Annotated in this window: 15 protein-coding genes; 10 read left to right on the top strand and 5 right to left on the bottom strand. The window is 71.6% G+C overall.

What is annotated here, in order from left to right; genetic code table 11:
- Window positions 1-2 precede the first annotated feature (2 nt).
- Window positions 3-1,628 carry a malate synthase A gene (gene aceB, locus SAVERM_RS10530; protein WP_010983440.1) on the bottom strand — a complete coding sequence of 542 codons (1,626 nt, stop codon included), beginning with the start codon at window positions 1,626-1,628 and terminating at the stop codon, window positions 3-5.
- A gap of 221 nt (window positions 1,629-1,849) precedes the next feature.
- Window positions 1,850-2,449, bottom strand: a complete 600-nt coding sequence (locus tag SAVERM_RS10525; RefSeq protein ID WP_010983439.1) for a nucleotidyltransferase family protein — start codon at window positions 2,447-2,449, stop codon at window positions 1,850-1,852.
- A gap of 233 nt (window positions 2,450-2,682) precedes the next feature.
- On the opposite strand from SAVERM_RS10525, the gene SAVERM_RS10520 reads away from it, so the two are divergent.
- Window positions 2,683-2,973, top strand: a complete 291-nt coding sequence (locus tag SAVERM_RS10520) for a DUF5955 family protein (protein ID WP_248844750.1) — start codon at window positions 2,683-2,685, stop codon at window positions 2,971-2,973.
- A 328-nt stretch (window positions 2,974-3,301) separates the two neighbouring features.
- On the opposite strand, the gene SAVERM_RS10515 is transcribed toward SAVERM_RS10520, so the two are convergent.
- Entirely contained in the window at window positions 3,302-4,105 is an 804-nt protein-coding gene (locus tag SAVERM_RS10515; RefSeq protein ID WP_010983437.1) for an IclR family transcriptional regulator, read from the bottom strand.
- A gap of 250 nt (window positions 4,106-4,355) precedes the next feature.
- Between SAVERM_RS10515 and allB the strand changes: the two genes are divergently transcribed.
- Entirely contained in the window at window positions 4,356-5,693 is a 1,338-nt protein-coding gene (allB, locus tag SAVERM_RS10510; protein ID WP_010983436.1) for an allantoinase AllB, read from the top strand.
- A 69-nt stretch (window positions 5,694-5,762) separates the two neighbouring features.
- Window positions 5,763-6,893, top strand: coding sequence for an allantoicase (gene alc, locus SAVERM_RS10505; RefSeq protein ID WP_010983435.1), 1,131 nt, complete (start codon window positions 5,763-5,765; stop codon window positions 6,891-6,893).
- Between the two features lie 37 nt (window positions 6,894-6,930).
- Here the strand turns inward: alc and SAVERM_RS10500 are convergent, their stop codons facing one another.
- Window positions 6,931-7,938 carry a magnesium transporter CorA family protein gene (locus SAVERM_RS10500; RefSeq protein WP_010983434.1) on the bottom strand — a complete coding sequence of 336 codons (1,008 nt, stop codon included), beginning with the start codon at window positions 7,936-7,938 and terminating at the stop codon, window positions 6,931-6,933.
- A gap of 197 nt (window positions 7,939-8,135) precedes the next feature.
- Between SAVERM_RS10500 and SAVERM_RS10495 the strand changes: the two genes are divergently transcribed.
- From SAVERM_RS10495 to SAVERM_RS10480, 4 genes are all read left to right on the top strand, one after another.
- Window positions 8,136-8,744: a dihydrofolate reductase family protein gene (locus tag SAVERM_RS10495; protein WP_010983433.1), complete on the top strand. Its 609-nt coding sequence runs from the start codon at window positions 8,136-8,138 to the stop codon at window positions 8,742-8,744.
- 125 nt (window positions 8,745-8,869) lie between these two features.
- Window positions 8,870-9,775 carry a DMT family transporter gene (locus SAVERM_RS10490; RefSeq protein ID WP_010983432.1) on the top strand — a complete coding sequence of 302 codons (906 nt, stop codon included), beginning with the start codon at window positions 8,870-8,872 and terminating at the stop codon, window positions 9,773-9,775.
- 86 nt (window positions 9,776-9,861) lie between these two features.
- Complete coding sequence (locus tag SAVERM_RS10485; protein WP_010983431.1) at window positions 9,862-10,257, top strand: ribonuclease; 396 nt, start codon at window positions 9,862-9,864, stop codon at window positions 10,255-10,257.
- A 350-nt stretch (window positions 10,258-10,607) separates the two neighbouring features.
- Window positions 10,608-11,912, top strand: coding sequence for a sensor histidine kinase (locus SAVERM_RS10480; protein ID WP_107083189.1), 1,305 nt, complete (start codon window positions 10,608-10,610; stop codon window positions 11,910-11,912).
- Between the two features lie 102 nt (window positions 11,913-12,014).
- On the opposite strand, the gene SAVERM_RS10475 is transcribed toward SAVERM_RS10480, so the two are convergent.
- Entirely contained in the window at window positions 12,015-13,043 is a 1,029-nt protein-coding gene (locus tag SAVERM_RS10475; RefSeq protein WP_010983429.1) for an aldo/keto reductase, read from the bottom strand.
- A gap of 146 nt (window positions 13,044-13,189) precedes the next feature.
- Between SAVERM_RS10475 and SAVERM_RS10470 the strand changes: the two genes are divergently transcribed.
- The 3 genes from SAVERM_RS10470 to SAVERM_RS10460 all read left to right on the top strand — a co-directional run bounded on the left by SAVERM_RS10470 (window position 13,190) and on the right by SAVERM_RS10460 (window position 15,580).
- Entirely contained in the window at window positions 13,190-13,861 is a 672-nt protein-coding gene (locus SAVERM_RS10470) for a response regulator (RefSeq protein ID WP_010983428.1), read from the top strand.
- Between the two features lie 41 nt (window positions 13,862-13,902).
- Window positions 13,903-15,084 carry a cytochrome P450 family protein gene (locus SAVERM_RS10465; protein WP_010983427.1) on the top strand — a complete coding sequence of 394 codons (1,182 nt, stop codon included), beginning with the start codon at window positions 13,903-13,905 and terminating at the stop codon, window positions 15,082-15,084.
- A gap of 70 nt (window positions 15,085-15,154) precedes the next feature.
- Entirely contained in the window at window positions 15,155-15,580 is a 426-nt protein-coding gene (locus SAVERM_RS10460; RefSeq protein WP_010983426.1) for a PaaI family thioesterase, read from the top strand.
- Window positions 15,581-15,583 lie beyond the last annotated feature (3 nt).

Below are 15,583 nucleotides of genomic sequence, written 5' to 3'. Positions count from 1 at the left end.
GCTCAGCCGGCGAGCTGTTCGTACGCGGGCAGGGTGAGGAAGTCCGCGTAGTCCTCGTCCAGCGCCACCTTCAGCAGCAGGTCGTGGGCCTGCTGCCAGTTCCCGGCCGCGAAGGCCTCCTCGCCGAGTTCGGCGCGGAGGTTCGCGAGTTCCTCGGCGGCGACCTTGCGGGCCAGCTCGGGAGTGGCCTTCTCGCCGTTCTCGAACTCGACGCCCGCGTTGATCCACTGCCAGATCTGCGAACGTGAGATCTCCGCCGTGGCCGCGTCCTCCATGAGGTTGAAGATGGCGACCGCGCCGAGGCCGCGCAGCCAGGCCTCGATGTAGCGGATACCGACCTGCACGGCGTTGACCAGCCCGTTGTACGTCGGCTTGGCCTCCAGGGAGTCGATGGCGATCAGGTCGCCGGGCGCCACGGACACGTCCTCGCGGAGGCGGTCCTTCTGGTTCGGCTTGTCGCCGAGCACCGCGTCGAAGGACGCCATCGCGATCGGGACGAGGTCGGGGTGCGCGACCCAGGAGCCGTCGAAGCCGTCGCCCGCCTCGCGGTCCTTGTCGGCCTTGACCTTCTCGAAGGCGACCTTGTTGACCTCTTCGTCGCGCCGGGACGGGATGAACGCCGCCATGCCGCCGATCGCGTGCGCGCCGCGCTTGTGGCAGGTGCGGACCAAAAGTTCGGTGTAGGCGCGCATGAACGGGGCCGTCATCGTGACCGCGTTGCGGTCCGGCAGGACGAACTTGGCGCCGCCGTCACGGAAGTTCTTGACGATGGAGAACAGGTAGTCCCAGCGGCCCGCGTTCAACCCGGAGGCGTGGTCGCGGAGTTCGTAGAGGATCTCCTCCATCTCGTACGCGGCCGTGATCGTCTCGATCAGGACGGTGGCGCGGACCGTGCCCTGCGGGATGCCGACGTAGTCCTGCGCGAAGACGAAGACGTCGTTCCAGAGGCGGGCCTCCAGGTGCGACTCCGTCTTGGGGAGGTAGAAGTACGGGCCCTTGCCGAGGTCCAGCAGGCGCCGCGCGTTGTGGAAGAAGTACAGGCCGAAGTCGACGAGCGCGCCCGGGACGGGCCTGCCCTGCGAGTCGACGAGATGACGCTCGTTCAGGTGCCAGCCGCGCGGCCGCATGACGACGGTCGCCAGCTCCTCATTCGCCTTGAGGGCGTACGACTTGCCGGACTTCGGGTCCGTGAAGTCGATGTTCCGCGTGTACGCGTCCGTCAGGTTGAGCTGCCCGACGACCACGTTCTCCCAGGTGGGCGCGGAGGCGTCCTCGAAGTCCGCGAGCCACACCCTCGCGCCGGAGTTGAGGGCGTTGATGGTCATCTTGCGGTCGGTGGGGCCGGTGATCTCGACGCGGCGGTCGTTCAGCGCGGCCGGCGCGGGGGCCACCTTCCAGGACTCGTCCGCGCGGACGGCGGCGGTCTCCGGGAGGAAGTCGAGCGTGGAGGTGCGGGCGATCTCGGCGCGGCGCTGCGCGCGACGGGCGAGGAGCTCGTCACGCCGGGGCGTGAACAGCCGGTGCAGCTCGGCCACGAAGGCGAGGGCCGCGTCGGTGAGGACCTCTTCCTGCCGGGGCAGGGGCTCGGCGTCGACGAGGGCCAGCGGGGACGGCGCTGGTGCGGACATGAGCTGTCACTTCCTTCAGCGAGCTACGGATACGGACCGCGCGCGTGCGCGCGTCGACGCGGCACCGGGTGCCAGGGGCCGCGGATGCGGCTGGGGGCGCCTCGGGAGCGGTCCGGCGCTTCTGAACAGTGGATAGTAGTTTCCTCATGGTGGAAGTTCAATGGTTTGTTGATGTCGAGATTCTCAGAGTCGACAGAAGATGGCGCTCAGTGCCACCCCGTTCACTCCAGGTGGACGAGGTCGGCGACCGTGTCGATGTCGTACGCCTCGGCCACGTCCCCGCACTCGACAAGGGTGATCGCGGACTCATGGGCCTTGAGGTAGGCGCGGGCGCCCCGGTCGCCGGTCGCGCTCGCGGCGACGGCCGCCCAGTGGGCGGCGCCGAACAGGACGGGGTGGCCGCGCACTCCGTCGTACGCGGCCGAGGCGAGGGTCGAGGGGGACGTGTACGCCGCCCGTACCCGGGCCACCGCCGCCGGTCCGATCCCCGGCTGGTCGACGAGCGACACCAGCGCGGCGCGTACCCCCGTTCCATGCATCGCCTCCAGCCCGGCCCGCAGGGAGGTGCCCATGCCCAGCTCCCAGTCCGGGTTGTCCACGAGGATGCAGCCGGGCAGCACCGCGCGCTCCCGTACGGCGGCGGCCTGGGCGCCCAGGACGACATACACGCGGGTGGATCCGGCCGCCCGCAGCACTCCGGCCACATGTTCGACAAGGGGGCGCCCTCGGTGTTCCAGGAGCGCCTTGGGCCGGCCCCCGAGCCGACGCCCGCCACCGGCCGCCAGCAGGAGCCCCGCCACCAGGTCCTCGTTCTCGGTCATTCCCCCTGCATACCCGACCCGGCTCGGGTGTGCGCTCGAACCCGCGCGGACCGGGTGATGTCCATGGACTGAATTTCGGTCCTCGGAGTGGCGCCCACCACACCGGGTGGCGTTTACTGACCCGGTTCCCCGGCGCCCATCGTCGGCGCGGGGAACTGAGCGACGTACGAAGGACATTCGCACAACGGCGTGCGAGGGGGAGAGCTGTGTTGCGGAGCTTGGGGCAGAGGCCAGTGACCGGCAGCGACGAGGACCCGAGGGTGGCAGGGCTGCGGACCGCCGTGTCCCGGCTGCGCCGCGAACTCGCCGCGCATCCCGTCGAGTTCCCCGACCGGGGCATCGCCGAGGACGAACTGGCCGCACTGGCGGCGATGGCCGTCGGCGGAGTCCCCGAGATCCCGCGGTTACGCCGCTCACTGCTGCTGATCGCCGGCGCGATCGGCTCGGTCAGCGCGCTGGCCCGGGGCCTCGCGGACGTACGCGGCGCGGTGGAGCTGTTCGGGGAACCACCGAGGCGCGGCTAGGCCCTGTCGTCACCTTCCCGTCGCCTGCGCGGAGGGCGGGCTCAGGTCCGTCCGAGGGATCAGGACGGTTCCACATGGCGGCCGCGCGGTGCTCGGCACCGACGAGATTCGGCGCGCGGCGTGATCGGCTCCCCGGCCGGCCCGCGCCGCCGCCGCTCGCCGGGCGCGGCGCGTGCCTCATGCCCGGCGCGTGCCTCATGCCCGGCGTGGCGACGGGCTCCAAGACGGTGCCATGGGAGGGCCGGGCTCCATGACGGTGCGAGAGCCGGGCTGGTGAGGGCCCGGCCCCGCCGTCGGTCCCGGGCCGGGGCCGGGCCGTGAGATCGGGTCAGGCCGTCGGCCCCGAAGTCGCCAGCGCCTCCGAAAGCTCCGCCGCCACCTGCTGAAGCACCGGCACGATCTTCTCCGTCGCCTCCTCGGTGACCCGGCCCGCCGGGCCGGAGATGGAGATGGCCGCGGCGGTCGGCGAGTCCGGTACGGACACCGCGAGGCACCGGACTCCTATCTCCTGCTCGTTGTCGTCGATCGCGTAGCCGAGCCGGCGCACCTCTTCGAGCGCGGCGAGGAAGCCGTCAGGAGTGGTGATCGTCTTCTCCGTGGCGGCGGGCATCCCGGTACGGGCCAGCAGCGCGCGCACCTCGTTCGCCGGCGTGTTCGCGAGCAGTGCCTTGCCCACGCCGGTGGAGTGCGGGAGCACCCGGCGGCCGACCTCGGTGAACATGCGCATCGAGTGCTTGGACGGCACCTGGGCGACATAGACGATCTCGTCGCCGTCGAGAAGCGCCATGTTCGCCGTCTCGCCGGTCTCCTCGACCAGGCGTGCGAGATAGGGGCGGGCCCAGGTGCCGAGCAGCCGGGACGCGGACTCGCCGAGCCGGATGAGGCGGGGGCCGAGGGCGTACCGGCGGTTGGGCTGCTGGCGTACGTAACCGCAGGCCACGAGGGTGCGCATCAGGCGGTGAATGGTCGGCAGGGGCAGCCCGCTGCTCGCGGACAGCTCGCTGAGGCCGACTTCGCCACCGGCGTCCGCCATCCGTTCGAGCAGGTCGAAGGCGCGCTCGAGGGACTGGACACCACCGCTCGGGGCGGGCGACTTGGCGGAGTCGGTGGTGCTGGCGCTGGACGTCGGCACGGCGCGTTCCTTTCGGGTGGTCAGGAAGAGCTGAAGCCTACCTGTCGGTCGGTTGACTCTCCGGTTGTGCGTAGTTACATTCTGCCTACCGAAACTATAATTCCGCTTTGTGGAAACGTCCAGGCTGGGTGCGTCGAGGGTGGGGTGGAGAGGTTCACTCTTGACGGTGGGGGGCCGTGGGTGAAGACTCCTTCAACAGAACGTTGAATTTCGTTACGCGGAAGTAAACAGCGGCATGGAAGGGGCCCGGGTGTCCGACGTCGAACTGGTGCTGCGCTCGACGCGCGTCATCACTCCCGAGGGGACGCGCCCCGCCGCGGTCGCGGTCGCCGCGGGGAAGATCACGGCGGTGCTGCCGCACGACGCCGAGGTGCCGGCCGGCGCCCGCCTGGAGGACCTCGGCGACGACGTGCTGCTGCCCGGCCTGGTCGACACCCACGTGCACGTCAACGACCCCGGGCGCACCCACTGGGAGGGCTTCTGGACGGCGACGCGCGCCGCGGCCGCCGGGGGCATCACCACCCTGGTCGACATGCCGCTCAACTCCCTCCCGCCGACCACGACGGTCGGCAATCTGCGCACCAAGAGGGACGTGGCCGCCGACAAGGCGCACATCGACGTCGGTTTCTGGGGCGGCGCACTGCCCGACAACGTCAAGGACCTGCGGCCGCTGCACGACGCGGGCGTCTTCGGCTTCAAGGCGTTCCTGTCGCCCTCGGGCGTCGACGAGTTCCCCGAGCTGGACCAGGAGCGGCTGGCCCGGTCGATGGCCGAGATCGCCGGCTTCGGCGGACTGCTCATCGTCCACGCCGAGGACCCGCACCACCTCGCCGCCGCCCCCCAGCGGGGCGGCCCCAGGTACACCGACTTCCTCGCCTCGCGCCCGCGCGACGCCGAGGACACCGCTATCGCGAACCTCCTCGCGCAGGCGAAGCGCCTCAACGCGCGCGTGCACGTGCTGCACCTGTCGTCGAGCGACGCGCTGCCGCTGATCGCCGGCGCCAAGGCCGAGGGCGTACGCGTCACGGTGGAGACCTGCCCCCACTACCTCACGCTCACGGCCGAGGAAGTTCCGGACGGGGCCAGCGAGTTCAAGTGCTGCCCGCCCATCCGTGAGGCCGCCAACCAGGACCTGCTGTGGCAGGCGCTGGCCGACGGCACGATCGACTGCGTGGTCACCGACCACTCGCCCTCCACCGCCGACCTGAAGACCGATGACTTCGCGACGGCGTGGGGCGGGATCTCCGGACTCCAGCTCAGCCTGCCCGCGATCTGGACCGAGGCCCGGCGGCGCGGCCACAGCCTCGAGGACGTCGTCCGCTGGATGTCCGCACGGACGGCCCGGCTCGTCGGCCTGGCCCAGAAGGGCGCCATCGAGGCGGGCCGCGACGCCGACTTCGCGGTGCTGGCGCCCGACGAGACCTTCACCGTGGACCCGGCGGCACTTCAGCACCGCAACCGGGTCACCGCCTACGCCGGCAAGACCCTCAGCGGCGTCGTCAAGTCCACCTGGCTGCGCGGCGAACGCATCATGGCTGACGGCGAGTTCACGGAGCCGAAGGGCCGGCTCCTCAGCAGGGAACCGTAGTCCGCCCCCCCCGCGTAATCCTCCTCCGCACCCGCAGTGGCCGACTCCCGAGAGGCAGACCTGATCACCGTGACGGCGCAGCATCCATCCCCTTCGGCCCGCTTCACCGGCGACGCGAACCCCTACGGAGGCGGTGACCCGTACGCGGACTACCGCACCGCCGACTTCCCCTTCACCCAGTACGCCAACCTCGCCGACCGGCAGCTCGGCGCCGGTGTCATCGCCGCCAACGACGAGTTCTTCGCCCAGCGCGAGAACCTCCTCGTGGCCGGACGCGCCGAGTTCGACCCCGAACACTTCGGGCACAAGGGCAAGATCATGGACGGCTGGGAGACCCGCCGCCGGCGCGGCGCCTCGGCCGCACACCCGTGGCCGACGGCCGAGGACCACGACTGGGCGCTCGTACGTCTCGGCGCGCCCGGCGTCGTACGCGGCGTCGTCGTCGACACGGCCCACTTCCGGGGCAACTACCCGCAGGCGGTGTCGGTCGAGGGCGCCTCGGTACCCGGGTCCCCGTCCCCGGAGGAACTCCTCGCGGGCGACGTGAAGTGGATGACGCTCGTCCCGCGCACGGCGGTCGGCGGCCACGCGGCGAACGGCTTCGAGGTGTCGGTGGAGCAGCGCTTCACGCATCTGCGGGTCAACCAGCACCCCGACGGCGGCATCGCCCGTCTGCGGGTGTACGGCGAGGCCGTGCCGGACCCCGTGTGGCTGGCGGCGCTGGGCACCTTCGACGTCGTGGCCCTCGAGAACGGCGGCCGGGTCGAGGACGCCTCGAACCTCTTCTACTCACCCGCCACGAACACGATCCAGCCGGGCCGCTCCCGCCAGATGGACGACGGCTGGGAGACGCGGCGCCGCCGCGACCACGGCAACGACTGGATCCGCTACCAGCTGGTCGCCCGGTCCGAGATCCGCGCGATCGAGATCGACACGGCGTACCTGAAGGGCAACAGCGCCGGGTGGGCGGCGGTGTCGGTGAAGGACGGTGAGAGCGGCGAGTGGACGGAGATCCTCCCGCGCACCCGCCTGCAGCCCGACACCAACCACCGCTTCACCCTGGCCGCGCCGGTGGCCGGGACCCACGCGCGCGTGGACATCTTCCCGGACGGAGGCATCTCCCGCCTGCGCCTGTTCGGCTCCCTGACGGAGGAGGGCGCGGCGCGCCTGACGGCCAGGTACCAGGAGCTCGGCGGCTGAGGGCCGTGCTGCCTCGTGGCGCCCCGCCGGGGCGGAGTCAGGGCTGGTCGTCGCCGGCGGCGTCGCGGGCCCGGCTGTCGCGCAGCTGACGCCAGTGGGTGCGGTACAGCACGTAGTACAGGGCGACGATCACCGCACCCACCTGAAGACCCACGCCGAACTCCAGGAAGGAGTCCTCGCTCGTGAGCCGGTTGGTCAGGAAGGCGAAGTTCATGCCGAAGAATCCGGTCAGGAACGACAGCGGCAAGAAGATCATCGAGACGATGGTGAGCCGGTTGATCACGACGTTCTGCTGATCGGCGATGAGTGACGCGTAGCTGCTCGCGGCTCGCCGGGCCGCGTCCCGCAGCGCCTCGATCTCCACGAGCACCAGCTGCACGGTGTGCTCGTGCAGGCGGTTCATCGCCTGCCGTTCCGCCGAGAGGTCGTGATCCGCCATCCTGCGACGTACGAGGATCTCCTGCGCGACCGCGGCGTAGGGCAGGAACGCGCGGTGCAGGTGGGCCGCGCGCTGTCGCAGCTGGGCCAGCCGACGGACCTGCTCCGGCTGCCGTTGCTCGAACATCGCTTCCTCGAGGTCCTCGACCTCCAGATGGGCCTGCGTGATGGCCCGGCGATACGTCTCCAGGACCCCTTGCAGAAACAGGAACAGCGTCGTCACCGCGTCGGGGGGCCGGTCCTGCGGCAACTGGCCGATGAAGGTGTCGATCAGTTCGACGGGCCCCTGATGAATCGTGATGAAGTGCCGATCGCCGGCCAGGACGTGGATGTGGATGACCTGGTTGCCGCAGACCACCGGCACGACGCCGGCGGCCGTGCCCGCGTGGTACTCGACCCGGACGTGCTCGTCCGGTCTGCCGAGCCACTTCCAGGCCGCGTCATCCAGCCCGAGCCGACGGGAGAGCGGCTCGTCGTCGAGCGGGGGTTCTTCTTCCTGGTCGACGTCCACGATCACGAAACGGGAGGACGCGAGATGCTCCCGGGCCTGTGTCAGCCCCGTGCGAGCGACGACGCCCTCCGGCATCGACACCACCGAAACGATCATCGCCCCTCACCGTGGATGGCGTCGTGCGGCACTGCAACGTCCATCGGCACACTACCGCCGAAGGCCCCGCGAACGGCTGACCGCGCACAGCGCCGTGTCCCCGCCCCTCGCCGGTTTCCGGGGGACCGATGAGTCACGGGTGCCGGTGGGGTCTGTCCTGAGGACGGGGACCCCACCGAAGGAAGAAGGCAGCTGTCATGGGCAAGCTCACCCTCACCGCTTTTGTCACCCTCGACGGTGTCCACCAAGCTCCCGGCGGACCCGAGGAGGACCGCAGCGACGGCTTCGAGCAGGGCGGCTGGAGCGTCCCGTACGGGGACGAGGACTTCGGACGGTTCGTGACCGACGCCTTCGCCCGCGTGGACGCCTTCCTGCTCGGCAGGCGCACGTACGAGATCTTCGCCGGCTACTGGCCGAAGGTCACCGACCCCGCCGACCCGATCGCCGCCAAGCTCAACTCCCTGCCGAAGTACGTCGCCTCGTCGAGCCTCACGGACCCCGCCTGGTCCGGTACGACCGTGATCCGCGGCGACCTCGCCAAGGAGGTCGCCGCCCTCAAGGAGCGCACCGCCCGCGAGCTCCAGGTCCACGGCAGCGGTGCCCTCGCCCGGTCCCTCCTCGCGCTCGATCTGATCGACACCGTGCACCTGCTGACCTTCCCGGTCGTACTGGGGGCCGGCCGCCGCCTGTTCGCCGAGGGCGCCGTCCCCACCGCGTTCCGGCACGTCTTTGGCAGCACCACGGGCGCGGGCGTGGCGATCCACACGTACGAACGGGCGGGCCGTCCGACGTACGGCAGCTACTGAAGCGTCCGCTGCCGAAGCGTCCGCCGAAACCGTGTAGCCCTCACGCATCCTCGCCGGTACGGTGATCGTTCCCTGTGAGAGCCGCCGACGTCTCCACGCCCGTCCGCCCGCTGGAGACCGCTCCCATGTCGTCGATCGCCGTACCCGGCGCGCTCGCGCCCCGCCGTGCCTGGCTCACCGACCTGCCCGTGCTGCTCGTCGCGGTGGTGTGGGGAGCCAGCTATCTCGCGGCCAAGGACATCACCACGGCGCGGACGGTGATCGCCGTCCTGGTGCTGCGCTTCGGCGTCGTCCTGCCCGTGCTGGTGATCGCCGGACGGCGTTCGCTGCGCGCGCTGAGCGCCGCGCAGTGGCGCGGGGCGGCGCTGCTGGGGCTGATCCTGAGCGGGATCTTCCTCCTGGAGACGTACGGCGTCGTCCACACCTCGGCGACCAACGCGGGCCTCATCATCAGCCTCACCATGATCTTCACGCCGCTCGCCGAGGCGGCCGTGACCCGGGCGCGGCCCCCGCGGGCCTTCCTCGCCGCGGCCGGGGTCTCCGTGCTCGGCGTCGTGCTGCTCACCCAGGGCGGCGGGTTCACCCGCCCCTCGCTCGGCGATCTGCTGATGCTGCTCGCGGCCCTCGCCCGCACCGTCCACGTGCTCGCCATGTCCCGCGTCAAGTCCGTTCAGGGCGCCGACGCGCTGCCCCTGACCACGGTCCAACTGGGTGCCGCGGTCGCCGTGTTCGCGGTGCTCTCGACCGGCACCGACGCGACCGTGTGGGGCACGGCCGCGGGCTTCGGGGCGCGGGAGTGGGGCGGGCTGCTCTTCCTCGCGGCGTTCTGCACGCTCTTCGCGTTCTGCGTACAGATGTGGGCCGTACGCCGGACCTCGCCGTCCCGGGTCAGCCTGCTGCTCGGCACCGAGCCGCTGTGGGCCGCCGCCGCGGGGATCACCCTCGGCGGCGAACGTCTCGGCGCGTTGGGGCTGATGGGGGGCGTTCTCGTCCTCGCGGGGACCGCGTGGGGGCGCCGGGCGGCAGGTTAACTCCCGGAAAATTCAACGGACTCGGCGGGAGAAATCAGTTGCCTTGACATTGACATGTCATGGTCTACGCGCGTCATTCTAGAGCCATGAGATTCCCCCCACGAATCACTCGTATCAGCGCCGCAGCCGCGCTCCTGTCCGCCCTGCTCGTGGGCGGCACGGTCTCCGCGACGACCGCGGATGCCACGGCCGCCTCGGTCGGCAGCATCTGCTACAGCGACCTGCCGTCCCAGGCGTACGACACGCTCGATCTGATCGAGTCGAACGGCCCCTTCCCGTACTCGCAGGACGGGGCCGTCTTCCAGAACCGGGAAGGCGTCCTGCCCACGCAGTCCAGCGGCTACTACCACGAGTACACCGTGAAGACGCCCGGCTCCTCGACGCGCGGTGCCCGCCGCATCGTCACGGGCAAGCAGACCCAGGAGGACTACTACACCTCGGACCACTACGTCACGTTCGACCTGATCGACTTCGACTGCTGAGTCACACGTCGAGCGCTGAGCCGATGTGCTGAGTGGACGTGCTGAGCCGATGTGCTGAGCCGACGTCCGGCTCTCGAGGAACGGCGCGACCAGGCCGGAGGCCTGCACAGGAAGACCCTCGCCCCGCGGACCCCCCACGCTCACCGGCCGCGGGGCGAGGCCTGTCCGTCCGAAGCCGCGGCCTCCCCGCAGGCAGCCGCGCCGAAAGTCTTCGAGTGGACGACTTTGGTCGTCGGTCGCGTCGGCGGGGAGGTGCCGGCGGCCGTCCCTGCGTAAATTTGTCGACCGTGAGCAGTGACAAGCCGGCGCCTTCCCCGGGGGCGTCGACATACCGGGCCGTGTTCGAGCGGATGGTGCCGGCTCGGTCCGGCCCGCGGCCGCCGGGGCTGCCGGAGCCGGCCGTGCCGCTGTCGTACGGGCTGCCCCGGCAGCGGTGGTTCCTGCCGTCCGCCGTGATCGCAGCGCTGGACGCCGGCGGCGCGGAGCGTGGCCGGCATCCGCGGCGTACCGTGCGGGACTGGATCGTCGACCTCGGCTGCGTCCTGCTGGCCGTGGTCATCGGGATCGCCGCCGCGGAGGCGGTGACCCGGGAGCACGACATCCCGCACGGCCTGGCCGTCGCCGACCAATGGCTCGGCGCGTCGGCCTGTGCGGCGGTGTGGCTGCGGCGCCGCCGGCCGCTCGGGCTCGCCGTGGCGATGATGCCGGTCGGGCTGATCTCGAACACCGCGGGCGGCGCGGGCCTGATCGCCCTCTTCACCCTCGCCGTGCACCTGCCCTTCCGGTACGTCGCGTGGGTCGGCGGCATCCAGCTCGCGCTGCTCCCGGGCGTCTACTGGCTGCGCCCGGACCCCGATCTGCCCTATGTCGCCGCCGTGGCCGTCGCCGGGCTGCTGACCGTGACGGTGGTCGGCTGGGGGATGTTCGTACGATCCAAGCGGCAGCTCGTGCTGAGTCTGCGGGACCGGGCGCGGCGCGCCGAGACGGAGGCGGAGCTGCGGGCCGAGCAGGCGCAGCGGCTGGCCAGGGAGGCCATCGCGCGCGAGATGCACGACGTGCTCGCCCACCGGCTGACGCTGCTGAGCGTGCACGCCGGCGCGCTGGAGTTCCGCCCCGACGCGCCCCGGGAGGAGATCGCGCGGGCGGCCGGGGTGATCCGGGAGAGCGCGCACGAGGCGTTGCAGGACCTGCGGGAGATCATCGGCGTGCTGCGGGCGGGCGACGCCGACGACGCGGGCCGCCCGCAACCGACGCTCGCCGCCCTCGACGGGCTGGTCGCCGAGTCCCGCGAGGCCGGTATGAAGATCGTCCTCGACCACCGGGTGACCGCCCCCGCCGCGGTCCCCGCCTCCATCGGCCGCACCGCGTACCGCATCGTCCAGGAGGGCCTGACGAACGCGCGCAAGCACGCGCCCGGCGCCGAGGTCACGGTGACCGTGGCGGGCGCCCCGGGCGACGGCCTCACCGTCTCCGTGCGCAATCCCGCGCCGCCGGGCGACGTACCCCATGTCCCCGGCTCCGGTCAGGGCCTGATCGGCCTCATGGAACGCGCGACCCTGGCGGGCGGCCGACTCGACCACGGTGCGGAGGGCGACGGCGGGTTCGGGCTGCGGGCTTGGCTGCCGTGGCCGGGGCCGGGGCCGGATCCCCGGTAGCGGGGCGGCGGGAGGCCGAACAGCCCGGCCCGGGGCGTCGTGCGGGAGCCCGAGTTCGGCCGTGCGGGAGCCCGAGGCCGAGCGCCCGCCCCTCCGGGGGCCTCACCCGGCGCGCCCCACCACCCGATGCCCCGCCGTGCCGTACACCCATGCCGACGTGTCGTCGATGAAGTCCGCCGGGAAGCCCGCGCGGAAGTCCGTCGCACTCTCGAGCGCGGCCAACACCTCCGTCGGCAGGGTCAGTTCGGCCGCGCCCAGGTTTTCCACGAGCTGCTCCACGCGACGGGCGCCGAGGATCGGGTGCACGGCGGGGGAGTGGGCCATCGTCCAGGCGATGGCCACCTGCGCGCAGGAGACGCCGAGTTCGTCGGCCGCGGACTGCACGGCCTCGGCCTCGGCCCGCTCGCGGTCACCGATCGCCTCCGCCGGCAACCGGGCCGCCGTGCCCGGCTCCAGGCCGCCGGGGCGGGTGTACTTGCCGGACAGGATGCCGTTCTGCAACGGGCTCCAGGCCGCCACCGACATGCCGAACGCCTCGGCCATCGGCAGCAGTTCGCGCTCGATGTCGCGGTTGAGCAGGCTGTAGGGGACCTGGAGCGCCGAGAACGGCGTCCACCCCCGCCATTCCGCGAGCGTGTTGGCCCGCGACACCACCCAGGCCGGGACATCCGATATGCCCACGTACAGCACCTTCCCGGACCGCACGGCGTCGTCGAGGGCCCGTACGGTCTCCTCGATCGGGGTGTTCCGGTCCCAGATGTGCACCCAGTAGACGTCGATGTAGTCGGTGCCCAGCCTGCGCAGGCTCGTCTCCAGCGAAAGCGTCAGGTTCTTGCGGTGGTTGCCCGCGGCATTGGGGTCGGCGCCGTCGCGCGAGATGGTGTACTTGGTGGAGAGGACGAACCGGTCGCGCTGCCCCTTGAGCAGCTCGCCGACGATCGTCTCGCTCTCCCCGCCCCGGTAGTTGATGGCGGTGTCGATCACATTGCCGCCGGCCTCCGCGTACGCGTCCAGGATGCGCGCGCACTCCGGCCTCGGCGCACCCACCCCGCCCTGTTCGCCGAACGTCATGGCGCCGAGGAACAGCTCGGAGACGCGGAGGCCGGTCCGCCCTAAGAGTCGATAACGCACTGAAACCCTCCGTCGATCGGTACGCCTCACAGCGATTGACTGTGACGTTGGCCGACGCCGACTGTTAATGTCAACAATTGTTGACAGCCGTTGACAGCCGCGGTCGATCGGTGGGGATTGTCGTAGCGCATCACTACGGTGGTCCCATGACTGCGATCCGACTGCTCCTCGTCGACGACGACCCCCTGGTGAGGGCCGGCCTGTCCCTCATGATGGGCGGCGCCGCCGACATCGAGATCGTCGGCGAGGCCGCCGACGGCAGCGAGGTGGAGCAACTCGTCGACCGCACCCGCCCGGACGTCGTCCTCATGGACATCCGCATGCCGACGCTGGACGGACTCGCCGCCACCGAGCTGCTCCGGGGCCGCGCGGACGCCCCGCAGGTCGTGGTCCTCACCACCTTCCACGCCGATGAGCAGGTGCTGCGGGCCCTGCGCGCGGGTGCCGCCGGATTCGTCCTCAAGGACACCCCGCCGGCGCAGCTCCTCGACGCGGTACGGCGGGTCGCGGGTGGTGATCCCGTGCTCTCGCCCGCCGTCACGCGCCAGTTGATGCTCCACGCGGCGGGCGGCTCCCCCGACACGCGCAGGGCGACCGCCCGCGACCGGATCGCCGCGCTCAACGACCGCGAACGCGAGGTGGCCGTCGCGGTGGGCCGGGGCGGCTCCAACGCGGCGATCGCCGCCGAGCTGTACATGAGCGTCGCCACGGTCAAGACCCACGTCTCCCGCATCCTCGCCAAGCTCGACCTCAACAACCGGGTGCAGATAGCCCTGCTGACGTACGACGCCGGGCTGCTGGAGGCGGACGGGCACTAGGCGGGGGCCTCGCGCGTTGTCACGGGTGGAAGGGGGAGCTCATGGGGAATGTGATCGACCTGGGAGAGTACGGCGCGCGGTTCACGGAGGACCCGTATCCGGTGTACGCGGAGCTGCGCGAGCGGGGTCCCGTCCACTGGGTGCGCACCCCGCCGCCCGAGGCGTTCGAGGGCTGGCTCGTCGTCGGACACGAGGAGGCGCGTGCCGCCCTCGCCGACCCGAGACTGTCCAAGGACGGCACCAAGAAGGGGCTCACCTCGCTGGACGTGGAGCTGATGGGCCCCTATCTGCTGGTCGTCGATCCGCCGGAGCACACCCGGCTGCGCAGCCTCGTCGCCCGCGCGTTCACCATGCGGCGCGTGGAGGCGCTGCGCCCGCGCATCCAGGAGATCACCGACGGACTGCTGGACGAGATGCTGCCGCGGGGCCGGGCCGACCTCGTGGACTCCTTCGCCTACCCACTGCCGATCACCGTCATCTGTGAGCTGCTCGGCGTGCCGGACATCGACCGGGTGACGTTCCGAGCCCTGTCGAACGAGATCGTGGCACCCACCGGCGGCGACGCGGAGCTCGCCGCCTACGAGAGGCTGGCCGCGTACCTCGACGAGCTGATCGATGACAAGAGGTCCACGGCACCCGCCGACGACCTGCTCGGCGACCTCATCCGCACCAGGGCGGAGGACGACGACCGGCTGTCCGGCGAAGAGCTGCGCGCGATGGCGTTCATCCTGCTGGTCGCGGGCCACGAGACGACGGTCAACCTGATCACGAACGGGGTGCACACCCTGCTCACGCATCCGGACCAACTGGCCGCGCTGCGAGCCGACATGACGCTCCTCGACGGCGCCGTGGAGGAGGTGCTGCGCTTCGAGGGACCGGTCGAGACGGCGACGTACCGCTATGCGGCCGAGTCGATGGAGATAGGCGGTACGGCCATCGCGGAGGGCGACCCGGTGATGATCGGGCTCGACGCCGCCGGCCGTGACCCGGCGCGTCATCCGGACCCGCACGTCTTCGACATCCACCGCGCCCCCCAGGGCCACCTCGCCTTCGGGCACGGCATTCACTACTGCCTGGGCGCACCGCTGGCCCGGCTCGAAGCCAGGGTGGCCCTGAGGTCACTCCTGGAGCGCTGCCCCGACCTGGCGCTCGACGGCCCACCGGGCGCCAGGCCGCCGGGCATGCTGATACGCGGGGTGCGGCGGCTCCCGGTGCGCTGGTAGGGGCGTACCGTCGTCGCGGACACCGCGGGGAGACACCCCGACCGCACGGACGCACCGGAGGCCCGCCCTCATGAACGCCCCCGCCACCCTGGACCTCTCCTCGGCCCAGCAGGCGCTGGACAGCCAGCCCTTCAGCCGGCTGCTCGGTACGCGGATCACCGCGTTCGGGGACGGCGCGGCCACGCTTGAGGTCGGCATCCGCGAGGAACTCCACCAGCAGAACGGCTTCCTGCACGGCGGAGTCCTCTCCTACGCCGCCGACAACGCGATCACGTTCGCGGGCGGCGCGGCCCTCGGCCCGGCGGTCCTCACCGGCGGCTTCTCCATCCAGTACGTCCGCCCGGCTCTCGGCCACACCCTCGTGGCCCGCGCCGAGGTGGTGCACGCGGGCCGCCGCCAGGCCGTCGTCCGCTGCGACCTGCTCACCGTGACCGAGGACGGCACCGAAGCCCTGTGCGCGGTCGCCCAGGGCACGGTGCTGACGGCCGGGGCCTGACCT

This window comes from Streptomyces avermitilis MA-4680 = NBRC 14893, assembly GCF_000009765.2.
GTDB classification, from domain to species: Bacteria; Actinomycetota; Actinomycetes; order Streptomycetales; family Streptomycetaceae; genus Streptomyces; species Streptomyces avermitilis.
Note: the sequence above shows the minus strand (reverse complement) of the source record. Positions and strands in the feature narration are given on the sequence as shown.

Coding starts and splice junctions, on each gene's coding strand:
- aceB (WP_010983440.1), bottom strand. CDS start 1,628: ATGTCCGCACCAGCGCCGTCCCCGCTGGCCCTCGTCGACGCCGAGCCC.
- SAVERM_RS10525 (WP_010983439.1), bottom strand. CDS start 2,449: ATGACCGAGAACGAGGACCTGGTGGCGGGGCTCCTGCTGGCGGCCGGT.
- SAVERM_RS10500 (WP_010983434.1), bottom strand. CDS start 7,938: ATGATCGTTTCGGTGGTGTCGATGCCGGAGGGCGTCGTCGCTCGCACG.
- SAVERM_RS10495 (WP_010983433.1), top strand. CDS start 8,136: ATGGGCAAGCTCACCCTCACCGCTTTTGTCACCCTCGACGGTGTCCAC.
- SAVERM_RS10490 (WP_010983432.1), top strand. CDS start 8,870: ATGTCGTCGATCGCCGTACCCGGCGCGCTCGCGCCCCGCCGTGCCTGG.
- SAVERM_RS10485 (WP_010983431.1), top strand. CDS start 9,862: ATGAGATTCCCCCCACGAATCACTCGTATCAGCGCCGCAGCCGCGCTC.
- SAVERM_RS10480 (WP_107083189.1), top strand. CDS start 10,608: ATGGTGCCGGCTCGGTCCGGCCCGCGGCCGCCGGGGCTGCCGGAGCCG.
- SAVERM_RS10470 (WP_010983428.1), top strand. CDS start 13,190: ATGACTGCGATCCGACTGCTCCTCGTCGACGACGACCCCCTGGTGAGG.
- SAVERM_RS10465 (WP_010983427.1), top strand. CDS start 13,903: ATGGGGAATGTGATCGACCTGGGAGAGTACGGCGCGCGGTTCACGGAG.
- SAVERM_RS10460 (WP_010983426.1), top strand. CDS start 15,155: ATGAACGCCCCCGCCACCCTGGACCTCTCCTCGGCCCAGCAGGCGCTG.